The organism is Mumia sp. ZJ430 (assembly GCF_011751845.1).
Classification (GTDB): domain Bacteria; phylum Actinomycetota; class Actinomycetes; order Propionibacteriales; family Nocardioidaceae; genus Mumia.
Genome location: NZ_JAAHFK010000001.1, coordinates 1,289,091 through 1,303,311, shown reverse-complemented (window position 1 = coordinate 1,303,311; position 14,221 = coordinate 1,289,091). Strand labels below are relative to the sequence as shown.

At 71.4% G+C, this 14,221-nt stretch carries 15 protein-coding genes; 5 read left to right on the top strand and 10 right to left on the bottom strand.

Annotated elements, in window-relative coordinates:
- Positions 1-47: 47 nt before the first annotated feature.
- From HCT63_RS06310 to HCT63_RS06295, 4 genes are read right to left on the bottom strand one after another with little or no spacing between them, the layout of a single operon-like run.
- Positions 48-569 (bottom strand): PPA1309 family protein, encoded by a 522-nt coding sequence (locus HCT63_RS06310; RefSeq protein WP_167002099.1) that lies wholly within the window; start codon positions 567-569, stop codon positions 48-50.
- Positions 560-1,609, bottom strand: coding sequence for a PDZ domain-containing protein (locus tag HCT63_RS06305; protein WP_167002098.1), 1,050 nt, complete (start codon positions 1,607-1,609; stop codon positions 560-562). Before HCT63_RS06305 ends, HCT63_RS06310 begins: the two co-directional genes overlap by 10 nt.
- Positions 1,606-1,863: a hypothetical protein gene (locus HCT63_RS06300; protein WP_167000415.1), complete on the bottom strand. Its 258-nt coding sequence runs from the start codon at positions 1,861-1,863 to the stop codon at positions 1,606-1,608. The genes HCT63_RS06305 and HCT63_RS06300 overlap by 4 nt, the downstream gene beginning before the upstream one ends.
- A gap of 48 nt (positions 1,864-1,911) precedes the next feature.
- Positions 1,912-2,337 carry a molybdenum cofactor biosynthesis protein MoaE gene (locus HCT63_RS06295; RefSeq protein WP_167002096.1) on the bottom strand — a complete coding sequence of 142 codons (426 nt, stop codon included), beginning with the start codon at positions 2,335-2,337 and terminating at the stop codon, positions 1,912-1,914.
- 47 nt (positions 2,338-2,384) lie between these two features.
- On the opposite strand from HCT63_RS06295, the gene HCT63_RS06290 reads away from it, so the two are divergent.
- Both HCT63_RS06290 and HCT63_RS06285 read left to right on the top strand, forming a co-directional pair.
- Positions 2,385-3,869: a zinc-dependent metalloprotease gene (locus tag HCT63_RS06290; RefSeq protein WP_167002094.1), complete on the top strand. Its 1,485-nt coding sequence runs from the start codon at positions 2,385-2,387 to the stop codon at positions 3,867-3,869.
- On the top strand, positions 3,866-4,414 hold the full coding sequence (locus HCT63_RS06285; protein WP_167002092.1) for an NUDIX hydrolase: 549 nt from the start codon (positions 3,866-3,868) through the stop codon (positions 4,412-4,414). The genes HCT63_RS06290 and HCT63_RS06285 overlap by 4 nt, the downstream gene beginning before the upstream one ends.
- 126 nt (positions 4,415-4,540) lie before the next feature.
- Here HCT63_RS06285 and HCT63_RS06280 read toward each other — a convergent pair whose 3' ends face one another.
- Positions 4,541-6,445 (bottom strand): 5'-nucleotidase C-terminal domain-containing protein, encoded by a 1,905-nt coding sequence (locus tag HCT63_RS06280; protein WP_167002091.1) that lies wholly within the window; start codon positions 6,443-6,445, stop codon positions 4,541-4,543.
- 92 nt (positions 6,446-6,537) lie between these two features.
- The gene (locus HCT63_RS06275; RefSeq protein ID WP_167002089.1) at positions 6,538-7,107 is read right to left on the bottom strand and encodes a M48 family metallopeptidase; all 570 of its coding nucleotides are present in this window, start codon (positions 7,105-7,107) and stop codon (positions 6,538-6,540) included.
- A gap of 411 nt (positions 7,108-7,518) precedes the next feature.
- Between HCT63_RS06275 and HCT63_RS06270 the strand changes: the two genes are divergently transcribed.
- Complete coding sequence (locus HCT63_RS06270) at positions 7,519-8,475, top strand: hypothetical protein (RefSeq protein ID WP_167002087.1); 957 nt, start codon at positions 7,519-7,521, stop codon at positions 8,473-8,475.
- On the top strand, positions 8,472-9,821 hold the full coding sequence (locus HCT63_RS06265) for an AarF/ABC1/UbiB kinase family protein (protein ID WP_167002085.1): 1,350 nt from the start codon (positions 8,472-8,474) through the stop codon (positions 9,819-9,821). Before HCT63_RS06270 ends, HCT63_RS06265 begins: the two co-directional genes overlap by 4 nt.
- 292 nt (positions 9,822-10,113) lie before the next feature.
- Here HCT63_RS06265 and HCT63_RS06260 read toward each other — a convergent pair whose 3' ends face one another.
- The 3 genes from HCT63_RS06260 to HCT63_RS06250 all read right to left on the bottom strand — a co-directional run bounded on the left by HCT63_RS06260 (position 10,114) and on the right by HCT63_RS06250 (position 12,863).
- Positions 10,114-10,383: a WhiB family transcriptional regulator gene (locus tag HCT63_RS06260; protein ID WP_167002083.1), complete on the bottom strand. Its 270-nt coding sequence runs from the start codon at positions 10,381-10,383 to the stop codon at positions 10,114-10,116.
- Between the two features lie 123 nt (positions 10,384-10,506).
- Positions 10,507-10,665 carry a hypothetical protein gene (locus HCT63_RS06255; RefSeq protein ID WP_167002081.1) on the bottom strand — a complete coding sequence of 53 codons (159 nt, stop codon included), beginning with the start codon at positions 10,663-10,665 and terminating at the stop codon, positions 10,507-10,509.
- Between the two features lie 137 nt (positions 10,666-10,802).
- Positions 10,803-12,863, bottom strand: a complete 2,061-nt coding sequence (locus HCT63_RS06250) for an ATP-dependent DNA helicase UvrD2 (RefSeq protein WP_167002079.1) — start codon at positions 12,861-12,863, stop codon at positions 10,803-10,805.
- A 212-nt stretch (positions 12,864-13,075) separates the two neighbouring features.
- Here HCT63_RS06250 and HCT63_RS06245 point away from each other — a divergent pair, with 212 nt between their 5' ends.
- Complete coding sequence (locus tag HCT63_RS06245) at positions 13,076-13,330, top strand: mycoredoxin (protein WP_167002077.1); 255 nt, start codon at positions 13,076-13,078, stop codon at positions 13,328-13,330.
- Between the two features lie 8 nt (positions 13,331-13,338).
- Here the strand turns inward: HCT63_RS06245 and nudC are convergent, their stop codons facing one another.
- Positions 13,339-14,211 (bottom strand): NAD(+) diphosphatase, encoded by an 873-nt coding sequence (gene nudC / locus HCT63_RS06240; protein ID WP_243842906.1) that lies wholly within the window; start codon positions 14,209-14,211, stop codon positions 13,339-13,341.
- Between the last annotated feature and the right edge of the window lie 10 nt (positions 14,212-14,221).

Below are 14,221 nucleotides of genomic sequence, written 5' to 3'. Positions count from 1 at the left end.
GCGTGACGCTCACAGGGAGCGGGATGCTCGGACTCCAGTGTGACAGGTCACTCAACGAGGGTCTGTCGCAGCATAGAGACCAGTCCGGGGACCAGATCGGGCCCTTCGGCGAGCTCGTCGCTCCCCCGTACGTCGACGATGCAGTGGGACTGTCCGTCACGCGTCACGGCCACCGTCAGGCGTACCTCTTGGCGGTCGGGATGGTCCGCCACGAAGCCGACGACCTCGGCCTCGTCGTCAGGCAGCGACCCCTCGGCGTCCGGCGGCAGCATGAGCCGCTCGAGGACGACCGCGGTGCCGTCGACCTGCGGCGGCCAGACGATCTCGGCGACGAAGTCCTCGAATGTCCGCTCGGCCGGCAGATCGTCCTGCTCGACGGCCGTGTAGGAGTCGTCGACGTCGTCCGCGCCGACCCCCAGCTCGCGCGCCAGCGCCGGCTCGTCGGAGATCAGCGAAGCCGTACGGACCAGGGCGTAAAGCCGCGGCGGCACGTCCCAGCCCGAGGTGCTCGCGACCTCGGCGATCTCGAGCGCCGTCTCACGGAGCGGGTTGGAGGGGGTCAGCTGCATGTGGGCACCTTGGCCTTCGGGTCGTCGGAGAGCTTCTCGAGCGCGTCAACCGCGTCGTCGAACGTGGCGACCTCGACAAGACGCATGCCGAAGTCGTCGGCCGCAGCAGCCTCGGCGCAGTTGCCGGCGGGGACGAGGAACACGCTAGCTCCCGCCTCCGACGCTCCCGCGAGCTTCTGCTGCACTCCCCCGATCGGCCCGACCTCGCCTGCGGCGCTGATCGAACCGGTGCCGGCCACCGTCGCGCCGTCGAGCAGCGCGCCAGGGGTCAGCATGTCGTACAGGGCGACCGCGAACACGAGACCGGCACTCGGTCCGCCGATGGACTCGCCCAGGTTGTTCTTGATCGTGAACGGCAGCTCGAGGTCCGTGCCGAGGCTGACGCCGATGCGCGCCTTTGCCGGGTCGTCCGGCGAGGCCTGCGAGGTCACGTCGACGGTCTGCTTCTTGCCGTCGCGGCGGATCCTGAGCGTCACCACCGAGCCCGGCTCCGCGCCCGACACCAGCGTGACCGCCTGGTCGGTGCTCGTCACGGCGGTGCCGTTGACCGACAGGAGGATGTCGCCGGGCTCGAGACGTCCCTCGGACGGGCCGTCCTCGGTGACCGCGGTGATCGTGACGGCGTCCTTCACCTCGTACCCGGCCGCCGTCAACGCCGCCGCCTCCGACGTCAGCTGCGAGGACGCCATCTGCGCGGCGTTCTCCTCGCGGACCTGCTCGGCGGTCTGCCCCTCGGGATAGACCATGTCGCGCGGCACGACGGCCTCGGCGGGGTCGAGGTAAGCGGTGATGGCGTGCGGGAGGCTCACCCGCGAGTCCGCGCGCGTCACGGAGACGGTGGTGAGGCGGATCTCGCCGTCGGTCGGATACGTCTTAGCGCCCTCGACCTGCAGGACGGGCTTGTCGTCGTACTTCCCGAGGGCGTCGACCGTCGGGCCGGGCCGCATCGTCACGTACGGGACGGGGAGGAGGAAGGCGATCGCGATCAGGGTCACCACGAGGAACCCGGCCGCGGCCAGGGTGGAGGTGCGCCGGCTCATCGGGACCTGCGGGCGGAGCTCGAACGGCGGACCACGACGCCGTTGTGGCGTTGCGGTGCCTGGCGTGCATGGACCACGTCGGCGGGGAGCGGGCGCTGGACGGCCTCGCTGAAGCGGGCGTACGCGGGATCGTCGGTACGGCGGGTGGCACGGCGCTCTGTCGAGCGTGCTCGCGAGCGGCCGTACCAGGCGGCCCACAGCATCGCCAGCGCCGTCACGGCCAGCGGCACGGCCAGCCACCACAGGATCTTCACGCCCACAGTCTAGGCAGGCGCGCGGCGGGAACACCGCTGCTGGCGGCCCTACGGCGTGCCGACCCACTCGTCCGTACCGTCGTCGAACACCTGGTGCTTCCAGATCGGCACCTCGGCCTTGAGCCGCTCGATCAGCGTGCGGCACACCTCGAACGCCTCCGGTCGGTGCGGCGCGGACACCGCGGCGACCACCGCGAGCTCGCCGATGTCGAGGTCGCCGAGCCGGTGCACGACGGCGATCCCTCGTACGGGCGTGCCCTCGACGACCTGCGCCGTGATCTCGGTGAGGACCGGGAGCACGCGCGAGTGCGCGGAGTAGCCGATGCCGTCGACCTCCTTGCCGCCGTCGTGGTCGCGCACGGCCCCGACGAACAGCACGACCGCCCCGGCTGCGTCGTCGGCGACCGCCTCGTATACCTCGGTGATGTCCAGGGGCTCGTCTCGTACGTCGACCAGCCGGACTACATCGCTCATGGCGAACAAGCCTAGGGCCCATCGGGCGTCGCGGGTACGTTGGAGACATGCCTGACGATCCGGACCGCCTGCCCGACGATCTCCCCGACGACCCTGAGGGCGAGGGGCGCGGCGACCCCAACGCGCCCGACCACGGCATCGGGTTCGGCAAGGTGCCCGGCCCCGCACAGGGTGGCGGCGGCGCGACCGGCGGCGGCAACCCGTTCGCCGGGACGCCGATGGAGGGCATGTTCGGTGCGTTCGGCGACATGTTCGGCAGCGGCGGGCAGATGCCCGACATGAACCTCCTGATGCAGCAGATGCAGCGGATGTTCGCGCCGCACGAGGGCGCGGTCAACTGGGAGCTCGCGACCGACGTCGCGCGCCGTACGGTCGTCGCCTCCCCCGATCCGTCGCCACTGAGCACGGAGACGTCCGCGGTCGACGACGCGATGCGGCTCGCCGAGGTCTGGCTCGACACGGCGACGGACATCCCCGCCGCGGCGACCCGTACGGCCGCGTGGAGCCGGTCGCAGTGGGTCGAGTCGACGATGCCGACCTGGCGCGCGATGGTCGAGCCGATCGCCGAGCACGTCGTCGCCGCGATGGCGGGCGCGCTTCCCGAGGAGGCCAAGGCGATGGCCGGCCCGCTGGTCGGCATCCTCAACCAGGCCGGCGGCGCGATGTTCGGCACGCAGGTCGGGCAGGCTGTCGGCGCGCTGGCGACCGAGGTGCTGTCGAGCACCGACGTCGGCATCCCGCTCGCTCCCGCCGGTGTCTCGGCGCTGCTCCCGGCCAACATCCGGGCCTTCGGGGAGGGTCTCGACCAGACCGACACCGACCTCTTCCTCTATGCGGCGCTGCGCGAGTGCGCGCACCAGCGGCTGTTCGCGCACGCGCCGTGGCTGCGCGGGCGCCTGCTGTCGACGATCGAGGAGTACGGCCGCGGGACGACGATCGACGTGAGCGCGATCGAGCAGAAGATGGCCGGGCTCGACCCGACCAACCTCGCGGCTGCCCAGGAGGCGCTCGAGGGTGGGCTGTTCGAGCCCGAGCGCACCCCGCAGCAGCAGGCCGTGCTCACCCGGCTCGAGGCGCTGCTCGCGTTCGTCGAGGGCTGGGTCGACGAGGTCGTCACGCAGGCGACCGAGGGGCGGATGCCGAGTGCGCCCGCGCTGCGCGAGGCGATGCGTCGCCGTCGTGCCGCAGGCGGTCCGGCCGAGCAGACGTTCGCGTCGCTGGTCGGGCTCGAGCTGCGGCCGCGCCGACTGCGCGACGCCTCTGCCCTGTGGGCCGCGCTGCGCGACCGCAAGGGCGCTTCGGCACGCGACGCGGTCTGGTCGCACCCCGACCTGATGCCGACGGCCGCGGACCTCGACGACCCGCTCGGCTTCGCTTACGACGAGCCCGACGCCGAGGCCGAGGGCACGGACGCCGCGTTCGACGCCGCGCTCGCCGACCTGCTCGAGGGGGCTGCGGATGGGGACGCGAAGGGCGAGGACGACGCCGGTGCGGACGAGGGCGACGACCCCCGTCCAGAATCCGACCGTTGAGCCTGCACGCGGACGCGTACGGGCTCCTCTGCGGGTGGACCGCTCCTGACGCTGAGCAGGCGGCGCTGCGCGAGGCGTACGTTTCCCACCTCGCGGCCCGGCCGGACGCGATGCAGCGCTCGTGCCTTCCGCACCACCTCACGGCGAGCGCGCTCGTGGTCTCCGCCGACGGGTCCCAGGTGCTGCTGACGCTGCATCGCAAGCTGCGACGTTGGCTGCAGACCGGGGGTCATTGCGAGGACACGGACACGACGCTGCGCGGAGCGGCGCTGCGCGAGGCGACCGAGGAGTCCGGCATCGCGGGGCTGGTGGTCGATCCGGTGCCGCTGCGCCTCGATCGGCACGGGCTCACCTGCGGTGGGCGCCAAGACGCCGAGCATCTCGACGTGCAGCTGCTCGCGCTCGCGCCGGCCGACGCCGTACCCGCGATCAGCGAGGAGTCCCTCGATCTCGCGTGGTTCCCCGTGGACGCACTGCCCGAGACCGACGACTCCGTACGGGCGCTGGTGACCGCCGCCCGTACCCGCCTCGGCGTCGGCGCCTGACGCCCGCAGCCGCACGCCCGGCGCAGACGCGGGTACCCCAGCGAACGCGCACTGACCCGAGCGTCCTCGCTCGGGTCAGTGCCGCTCCGCTCGGGTACCCCACCGCAGTCCGTCCGCTGCTCCGTGTCAGCCCGTCACGGTGATCGGCGCGCCGGCGTGGACGAGCCGCCAGTCGACGGACGCGAACAGCGCCGGGTCGATCGTTCCGACCTCGCTCACCCAGTCGATGAGCAGCTGCCGGATCTCGACCTGCGCGTTGTAGACGACCGGCGCCGTCGTCACGCCCGGGAAGTTGCCGCCGCCGGACTGCCGGTAGTTGTTGATCGCGATGACGAACCGCTGGTCCGTCGCCACCGGCGCGCCGTCGTACGCGAGACCGACGATGCGCGAGCCGACGGGCTGCGACAGGTCGATGTCGTACGTCAGCGGGGCGTCGAGGCCACCCATCACGTCGTAGTTGTAGTCCGGTGTGCCGTTCGGCGCCGTGTCGGTCACCGCGTTGGTCACCTGGCTCGACGGGAACGGCCCGGCACCCGTGACCGGCTTGAAGTAGCGCGCCGAGAACTCGAGGTACGCCTTGACCTCCGCGCCGGTGAACACGATGCCGAGCAGCGTGTTGTCGTAGATGTAGAGGCCGGCCACATCGCGTACGGAGACCTCGCCCGCGGGGATCGCCGCCGCCCGGTTGAACGGCGCCGCGATGCTCAGCATCGGCAGGTCGGCCTCCGGCGTGCCGGCGATCGCCTTCTTGACCGCGTCGGCCTGCACGTAGTTGATGAAGTCGAGCGCCGCGACGTCCTCCCACGGCGCGGTCGCCGCCGACATCGCGACCAGCGACGTGCCGATCACGGAGTTGACGTAGGTGACGACCTTGTCGTGGTCGGCCTGCAGCAGCTTCACGATCTGCGGGTCCTCGTCGACCGTATTGGCGTTGAGGACCTGCGACGTGACCGCGACGACGTCGTAGCCCGACCCGCGGCGCCGGCGCTTGACCGTCACGTCGATCGCCGACAGCCGCATGCCCCAGCGCAGCGGCTCGGTGAGGATGACGTTCTTGCCGGTCGTCTTGTTCGTGACGACGCGCTGGCCGATCTCGACGTGCGCGTGGCCGACGAGGATCGCGTCGATGCCGGGGACCTCTTCGGCGACGAGGGTCGAGGCGTTCTCGGGGTACGGCAGCGCGTCCCCGTACGAGGAAGAGGTGTCGGCGCCGGAGTGCGCGGAGACGATGACGACGTCCGCACCGGCCTTGCGCATCTTGGGCACCCAGTGCTTCGCGACCTCCACGAGGCCCGGGAAGACCATCTTGCCCTCGACGTTGGCCTTGTCCCAGATCGCGATGCCGGGGTTGGTGAGGCCGAGGACGCCGACGCGTACGGTGTGGCGGCCGACGCGTACGCGCTTGATGACGAACGGCGAGAAGACCGGCAGGCCCGTCGCGGCGTCGTGGGCGTTGGCGCCGAGGAGCGGGAAGTCGCACTGCCGCTCGAACGTGCGCAGCAGCGGGATGCCGTAGTTGAACTCGTGGTTGCCGAGCGCGGCCGCGTCGTAGCCGATCGCATTCATCGCGCGCGCCATCGGGTGGACGACACGGCGGCCGATCGGCTCGATCTTGGCGTAGTAGTACGCCAGAGAGGTGCCCTGCAGCGTGTCGCCAGCGTCGATGAGCAGCGGGCACGGGTGGGCGTGGCTGCTGCGCATCGCGTCGACCAGCGTCGAGATCTTGGCGAGGCCGATGTCGTTCAGGGCGGAGTCGGTGTATTCGGCGTTCTTGAAGTAGTCCCAGTTGAAGACGTTGCCGTGCAAGTCGGTCGTCCCGAGCACGGTGAACGTGGCGGTGTCGCCGCCGGCACCCCCACCCCCATGGCCCTTGCTGTGCGCGGCCGCCGGTGGTGCGGCGTATCCGGCGGCGGCGAGCGCAGCCGCGGCGGCCGAGCCCGTGAGGACCGTGCGGCGGCGGAGCGCGTGCGACGGCGACGCGACGGACGGAGTGGGCGAGGTGGAGTCTTCGGGCGTGTGCTGCGCGTTCATCGGCGCTCCTCCGGGGGAATGAAGCCTCGTGACCGCACCATCGTTACTCGCAGAAGCGCTCCCCCGCGTCGGCAGAACGTGACGGCATCTGCTCAGTCTTCGGGCAGGTCCTTCCAGCCGGCGCCCGCGACGACTCCCTCCAAGAAGCCCCGCGCGCGCTCCGTTCGGGGATAGCGCTCGACGTGCTCCCAGAACTCCGCCCCGTGGTGCGGGACAAGCAGGTGCACCAGCTCGTGGACGATCACGTAGTCGACGACCCAGTCGGGCAGCTCCTGAAGGCGGCTCGAGAGCCGGATCGTCCCGTCCTCAGGCGTGCACGAGCCCCACCGGCGGCGTTGGTTGTCGACCCAGCGCACGCTTGTCGGCTCCGCGGCGCCGTCGAGGAACCGGCGGCTCAGCTCGCGTGCACGGGCATGCAGCCCTTCGTCGTCCGGACGCACGCGCCGCTCGCGGCCCTCGACCTTGGCGACCATCGTGTCGACCCAGCGCTGCTCCTCGGCACGGCTCAGCCCCGCGGGCATCAGGACGACGATGCGAGCGCCGTCGCGGTAGGCCTGGACCGACTTGCGCCGGCGCCTGCTCCTGCGGATCTCCACCTCGGGCGCACTGCGGCCCGTGGGGCGGACGACCGCACGGGCCGAGGGATCGAGGGGCGCACTCATGGGTCCACGGTAAGCGACGCGCCGAAGGGGATTTTCGTCGTCCACAGCCCCTGTTCGGATCGTCCCTGGTCAACAGGGCTGTGCGTGCCCCGTACGACACCGACTTCCCCCGCTCGTCCACCGTGCGTCCCCCGATCTCCACAGGCTTCCTCGGCGGTTCCCACACACTTTCCCCAGGGTTTTCCACAGGCGTGGACAGCATGCTGTGCCTAGGGATTGCCGACCCCGGGTCTCCCACCTAGCGTGACAGAAGAAGGTCCTGGCCGGGCGCGGCGTCGGCAAGGGGAAGGCAGGCGGCGAGTCCGGCCGGGACCGATCTGTGCGGAAGCTGTGGACGACGTCCCCGCCGCACCGCGTTCCTCGGGCAGGGTGGACCGACCCCCTCGCCCACCACGCCCGAGGAGCCCCCCGATGAAGCCGTTGCTCCGGCCAGGTACGACCGTCGTCCGCCGCACCGTCCACACCCTCCAGGTCGGCACGCTGCCCGGCTCCACGATCCTCGTCGACGACCTCCCCGGGTCGGCGACCGTGCTCCGGCTGGCCGACGGCACCCGCGACCTCCCTACGCTGGCTGCCGTCGCGGGCCGCCCGCTCCCCGAGATCGCTGACGCCGTCCGCCGCCTCCGCGCCTGCGGTGCCGTTGTCGACGCGCAGGAGTGGGACGAGATCGGTGGCGAGGCGCTGACCACCGAGGCCCGGGCCCTCGTGGCCGCGAACGCGCCGGCGAACGACGTCGTACGCCGCCTCCACGCCCGAGGCGCGTCGTCCGTCGAGATCGTCACCGACGTGCCGGGCCGGCCGCTCGCCGCACGGCTGCACCGTATCCTCCACGAGTCCGGGCTGCGCGCCACGATCGGCCCCGTCGCCGACCCCGACCTCGTCGTCGTGCTCTCGAGCGGGCCATGCCCCCGCGAGGCCTTCGACGTCCTCGCCGGGGCTGGAGTCGCCCACCTGCCTGTCGTCACCGAGTGCGACACCGCCCGCATCGGCCCCCTCGTACGCCCTGGGTCGTCCCCGTGCGTGCGGTGCGACGACCTCGACCGTACGGGCGGTGAGCCGGGCTGGCCGCTCGTCCTCGAGCAGCTCGGTCAGCCGCTCGCCCGGAGCACACCGCTGCATCCGCACGGCTGGGACGCGGCCAGCGGGTACGCCCTGGCGCTGCACGTCGCGACGCAGGTCCTCGCGTACGCCGACCGGGTCCAGGCGGCCGCGGAGGGAGCCGTTGCCGTGGTCTCCGCGCGCGGAGGCGCTCCCACGTACTACCCGGTCGCGCTCCACCCTGACTGCGCGTGCCAGATCCTCGCATCGGAGACCAGCGGCGCTGACGGCAGCGGCGGCGTGGCCCGGGGTGTCAGAATGACCGCATGAGTGACGGCGGCGCCAACAAGCCCGACGACCGAGACACCGCGGTCCCGCGTGGCGCCTTCACGCGTGCCGCCAAGCTCGCCTCGCTGCCGATCGGGTTCGCCGGGCGTACGACGCTCGGCGTGGGCCGACGGCTCGTGGGCGTCCCCGCCAACGCCGTCCTCACCGAGGTGCAGATCCGCACCGCCGAGCAGATCTTCGCCGTCCTCGGCGAGCTCAAGGGCGGCGCGATGAAGTTCGGCCAGGCGATGAGCGTGTACGAGGCAGCGATGCCACCCGAGCTCATCGAGCCCTACCGCAACGCGTTCGTCCGGCTCCAGGACGATGCCCCGCCGATGCCGACGTCGACGGTGCACCGCATCTTCGCCGGCGAGCTCGGGCCGAGGTGGCGCGAGCAGCTGATCGAGCTCGACGACAGGCCCGCGGCCGCGGCATCGATCGGGCAGGTGCACCGGGGTCGCTGGTTCGACGGGCGCGAGGTCGCCGTGAAGGTGCAATATCCCGGCGCCGCAGCGGCGATGCGCTCCGATCTGCGTCAGATCGGGCGCCTGAGCAGGCTTTTCGCGGTGGCGTTCCCGTCGATCGACGTCAAGCCGCTGGCCGAGGAGCTTGCCGAGCGGGTGCGCGAGGAGCTCGACTACGCCCTCGAGGCACAGGCCCAGCGGGCGTTCGCCGAGGCGTTCGCCGGTGACCCGCAGATCGTCGTCCCCGAGGTCGTCGCCCATACCGAGACGATCCTCATCACGACGTGGATGGAGTCCAAGGGCTCGCTCGCGCAGGTGATCGCTGACGGCACGCCCAGCGAGCGCGACCACTACGGCGAGCTGTTCGCGCGGTTCCTGTTCGCAGGGCCGACGCGGGTGGAGATGCTCCATGCCGATCCGCACCCCGGCAACTACCGGGTGCTCGCCGACGGACGCCTCGGGGTCGTGGACTACGGCGCGGTCGCCCGCGTCCCGGGTGGGCTTCCTCCGGTGATCGGGCGGCTGCTGCGCGCGGCAGTCGACGACGACTACGCGACGGTCGTCGCGGGGCTCCGCGAGGAGGGGTTCCTCAAACCAGGCGTCCGTATCGACGAGGAGATCATCCGCGCCTATCTCGGCCCGTTCGTCGAGCCCGCGCGCCAGGAGGAGTTCACGTTCAACCGCGCGTGGATGCGCGAGCAGGCTCAGCGGATCTCGCGACCCGCCCGCGAGGGCATCGGTACGGCGATGAAGATCAACCTGCCCCCTTCGTACCTGCTCATCCACCGGGTCTGGAGCGGCGGCCTCGCCATCCTCAGCCAGCTCGGTGCGACAGCGCCGTTCCGCGGGATCCTCGAGGAGAACCTCCCCGGCTTCGCCGACTGACCTCCGTACGGCCCGCCGCGCGCCTGCCGCCGGCGCTCCCGCACTTTGCGTGGGGACCACCGCAAAGTGCGCGCCCCACCGCTCCCTTCAGGTGGGGCCTGCACTCTGCGTGGGGACCACCGCAAAAGCCGAACGGGCGGCACCCCGCGCGATGCGGGGAGCCGCCCGTTCGTCCGGTGCGGATGGTGCGGATGGTGCTAGAGCATCCGGGCGATCCGGATGCGCGCGCCGTACGCAGCGCGTACGAGGCAATCGATCATCGGGGTACTCCTTCATGGGTCTTGCGTGGCCGTCAGGCGACGGCGTCCTTGCGCGGGCGTCCCCGCGGCCGCTTGCGCGGGATGACGGTGCCCTTGAGGAAGAGCTCGCCTCCCCACACGCCCCAAGGCTCGCCCCGGTCGAGCGCGCCCGCCAGGCACTCCCGTCGGATCGGGCACGCGAGGCAGAGTGCTTTTGCGTCCTCGACACCGGCCGGTGTCTCGGCGAACCAGAGCTCGGGGTCTTGGGTACGACACGGGATCGACGTGTGCTGCACCTCGTGCTCGAGCACGGCGGTCGTCATGGGTTCTCCTGGATTGAGAGAGGTGGTTGCTGGTGGTGGGGCAACGCGTTCTCTGTCGGCAACGACAGAAAGGCCGCGGATCCCGGTTCGGGTTCCGCGGCCTGAGTGGCGTCTGATCGACGGTTAGGTCGAGTCAGGGCTTCGGCGGGATCCCGGGGTCTGGTGCTTCTCGGCGTACGTCGACGCATCGGTCACGAACGGCATGAACCACCCGAGTCGGCGCGTGGGCATGGCGACGCCACAGACGTCGGCGTCATTAGCGGTGAAGATGATGTTGCCCATGACGAACACGCTCCTCTCTCAAGTCGATCCGGGCTGACGAGTCAAAACCCTACGCCCGTCTTGCGACAAGGCGCAAACCAATTAATGACGAGTTTGGAAAAAATTCCTGCCGTCGTCACTCGGCAAGGATGCGAAACCTATCCTTCACCGCAGAGCTCGAGCACCTCGGCGCCGTACCGCTCCAGCTTGGTGCGTCCGACGCCCGGGACCTTGAGCAGATCGGTCGCCTCGCGCGGGCGTACCTCGGCGATCGCGGTCAGCGTGGCGTCGGTGAACACGACGTACGCGGGGACCTTCTGGGTGCTCGCCTGCTCGCTGCGCCATCCGCGCAGGCGCTCGAACAGCTCCTCGTCGTAGGTCGACGGACAGTCGAGGCAGCGCCCCAGCTTGCGCTCGGCGCCGGTCGAGAGCACGGCCTCGCAGGTGCGACAGCGGGCGATGCTGCGCTCTTTGCGCGTACGGCGCGTGCGCGCGCCCCCGCCGGTCGGCTCGGCATCAGCCGGCCGCAGACCGTCGAGGAACCGGCTCGGGCGCCTGCTCCCCCGGCCACCGGGGTTGCGGGAGAGCGACCACGAGATCTCGAGCCGATGACGCGCACGAGTCACGCCGACGTAGAACAGCCGCCGCTCCTCGACGACCCCCTTGTCATCGGTCGCGTAAGCAATCGGGACCGTGCCCTCCTGCATGCCGACGAGGAACACCGCGTCCCACTCCAGCCCCTTCGCCGCGTGGAGCGTCGTCAGGGTCACACCCTCCGCGATCGGGGCGTGAGCGTGCTTCGCGCGGCGGTCGAGGTCGTCGACGAGCGCGGTCAGGTCGGCGCCGGGCTGTGCGGACTCGAGGTCAGCGGCCATCGACACCAGGGCGTGCAGCGACTCCCACCGGTCGCGCTGCGCACCCGCCGACGTCGGCGCGGTCTCGGTGTAGCCCATCGTCGCGAGCACCGCACGCACGTCAGAGACAAGACCCTCGTCGCCGACGTCACCGCCACGGGCCTGGCCGCGCAGCAGCGTGACCGCCTGCCGCACCTCGGCCCGGTCGAAGAACCGCTCGACGCCGCGCACGACGTACGGGAGGTTGCGTGCCGCAAGCGCCTCCTCGTACGCGCCGGACTGCGCGTTGGTGCGGAACAGGATCGCCATCTCGCGCAGCGGGGTGCCGCCCTCGCGGAGCTGGAGGATCTGCGCGGCGGTGGACTCGGCCTCGGCCACCTCGTCCGAATAAGGGGTGTACGTGACGGCGGGGCCGGGGTCGCGCTGCGCCTGGAGCACGACGCCCTCGCGCTGCCCACGGGCGAAGACGGCGTTGGCCGCGGCCACGACCTGAGGCGTCGAGCGGTAGTTGCGGACCAGCTCGATGCGTCGTGCGCCGGGGTGCGTCTTGGCGAAGTCGTTGAGGTGCTTGGGCGAGGCACCGGCGAACGAGTAGATCGTCTGCAGCGGGTCGCCGACCACGCAGATGTCGTCGCGCCCTCCGAGCCACTGCTCGAGGAGGGCCGCCTGGAGCGGGTTGACGTCCTGGTACTCGTCGACGACGAGCCACCGGTACTGGCGGCGGACCTCGGCCGAGACCCGCTCGTGCTCGGCGAGCATCGAGACGGTGCAGAGCAAGATGTCTTCCATGTCCATGCGTCCGCGGTCGCGCTTGACCTCCTCGTACGCGGCCATCACGTGCGCGACGGTCGCGTCGTCGACGGCGTCCAGACCGCGGTGCGCGTCGGGCGCGAGCCTCGGGTAGTCGTCGGGACGGACGTTGGAGACCTTGGCCCACTCGATCTCGGCCGCGAGATCGCGCAGCATCGCCGAGTCGGTCTGGACGCGGCACCGCTTGGCCGCCTCGGCGACCAGCGGGATCTTGGACGCGATCAGCTCCGGCAGCCGGTTGCCGTACAGCTTGGGCCAGAAGTAGCCGATCTGGCGCAGCGCCGCCGCGTGGAACGTGCGGGCCTGCACGCCCTCGGCGCCGAGCTGACGCAGCCGCCCGCGCATCTCGCCGGCGGCGCGCGCGGTGAAGGTCACCGCGAGGACCTCGGTCGGCTTGTAGACGCCGGTCGCCGTCCCGTACGCGATGCGGTGGGTGATCGCGCGCGTCTTGCCGGTGCCCGCGCCGGCGATCACGCAGACTGGGCCGCGCAGGGCGAGTGCGACCTCACGCTGCTCGGGGTCGAGGGCGTCGAGCAGGCTGTCGGCGGACGGCACGGGTCTCCTCGGAGATCGGGGTGGGTGGAGCGGCTCAGGATCCAGCGTAGTTGGAGTGGAGGACACGATCCTCGGCCCCGTTCACCCGTGTGGACGACGCCGCCGGTCGGCACGTCGCAGAATCGGGGAATCTCCCACCCCTCCGTACTGTTCCTCTGGGTGGGCGCGCCCCCGCTCACGACTGATCCCCGCCCGACAGAGGAGTCCCCCCGATGACCACTGGCAGCTTCACGATGTACTCGACGCCCTGGTGCGGATACTGCAAGCGCCTCAAGGGTCAGCTCGAACGCGAGGGCATCGCGTTCGACGAGGTCGACATCGAGCAGAACGAAGAGGCCGCATTCCTCGTCGAGCAGGCCAACGGCGGCAACCAGACGGTGCCGACGCTCGTGTTCGCCGACGGCAGCGCGCTCACCAACCCGTCGGTCGCGCAGGTCAAGGCGCAGCTCGAGGCCCTGAGCGTCTGACCTCTCCGTCAGCGCCACTCACCGTGGACGAGGCCGCCGTGCCAGCGCTCGATGAGCCAGCGCGAGATCGACAGCGTCCCCGGCAGGTCCAGCTCGCCTGACGCGGTCATCCGGGTGACCTCGTCGCGGCCGAACCAACGCGCGTCCGCGGTCTCCGTACCGTCGACGGCGATCCGCGTCGTACGGGCGCGGCCGAAGAAGCCGAGCATCAGGCTCGACGGGAACGGCCACGGCTGGCTGGCCGCGTACGAGACCTCGCCGACCTCGACCCCGGCCTCCTCCCACGTCTCGCGGCGCACCGCGTCTTCGAGCGACTCTCCCGGCTCGACGAACCCCGCGAGCGTGGAGAAGCGAGTGGCGGGCCAGTCGGGCCGGCGCCCGAGCAGCGCCCGGTCGGCGTCGTCGGTGATGAGCATGATGACGGCCGGGTCGGTACGAGGGAAGTGCTGCGCGCCGCACTCGGGGCAGCGCCGCACGTGCCCGCCCTCGACGACGTCGGTCGGGGATCCGCAGCGTGCGCACCGCGGGTGGGTCCGGTGCCACTGCGCGACGCCGACGGCGTGGACGGCAAGGCGTGCCTGCGCGAGCGGCAGCGACGTGGCCACCGCGCGCAGCGGCCGGCTCGGCTCGGGCACGCGGCGCACCATGACCGCGGCGTACTCAGTGCCGTCGACCGTGCCGAGATAGAGGCGGTCGCCGTCGGGCACGTCGGCAGGGCTGCGCCACACGAGCCCGTCCGCGTCGGCGGCCAGGTGCTCGCCTCCGACGACGAGCACCGGAGTCTTCGGGTCGGCCCAGAGCGCGTCCATGAACGCGTCGTCCACGCGCCGCTCGGAGTGCCGGTTGTAAGCGCCGTCGGCGAACGTGAATCCCTCAGTCACGGCGCCGAGC

What these genes read in the sequence shown, in the direction of transcription:
- HCT63_RS06310 (WP_167002099.1), bottom strand. Translation starts at nt 569, where the DNA reads ATGCAGCTGACCCCCTCCAACCCGCTCCGTGAGACGGCGCTCGAGATC.
- HCT63_RS06305 (WP_167002098.1), bottom strand. Translation starts at nt 1,609, where the DNA reads ATGAGCCGGCGCACCTCCACCCTGGCCGCGGCCGGGTTCCTCGTGGTG.
- HCT63_RS06295 (WP_167002096.1), bottom strand. Translation starts at nt 2,337, where the DNA reads ATGAGCGATGTAGTCCGGCTGGTCGACGTACGAGACGAGCCCCTGGAC.
- HCT63_RS06290 (WP_167002094.1), top strand. Translation starts at nt 2,385, where the DNA reads ATGCCTGACGATCCGGACCGCCTGCCCGACGATCTCCCCGACGACCCT.
- HCT63_RS06280 (WP_167002091.1), bottom strand. Translation starts at nt 6,445, where the DNA reads ATGAACGCGCAGCACACGCCCGAAGACTCCACCTCGCCCACTCCGTCC.
- HCT63_RS06275 (WP_167002089.1), bottom strand. Translation starts at nt 7,107, where the DNA reads ATGAGTGCGCCCCTCGATCCCTCGGCCCGTGCGGTCGTCCGCCCCACG.
- HCT63_RS06270 (WP_167002087.1), top strand. Translation starts at nt 7,519, where the DNA reads ATGAAGCCGTTGCTCCGGCCAGGTACGACCGTCGTCCGCCGCACCGTC.
- HCT63_RS06265 (WP_167002085.1), top strand. Translation starts at nt 8,472, where the DNA reads ATGAGTGACGGCGGCGCCAACAAGCCCGACGACCGAGACACCGCGGTC.
- HCT63_RS06260 (WP_167002083.1), bottom strand. Translation starts at nt 10,383, where the DNA reads ATGACGACCGCCGTGCTCGAGCACGAGGTGCAGCACACGTCGATCCCG.
- HCT63_RS06255 (WP_167002081.1), bottom strand. Translation starts at nt 10,665, where the DNA reads ATGGGCAACATCATCTTCACCGCTAATGACGCCGACGTCTGTGGCGTC.
- HCT63_RS06245 (WP_167002077.1), top strand. Translation starts at nt 13,076, where the DNA reads ATGACCACTGGCAGCTTCACGATGTACTCGACGCCCTGGTGCGGATAC.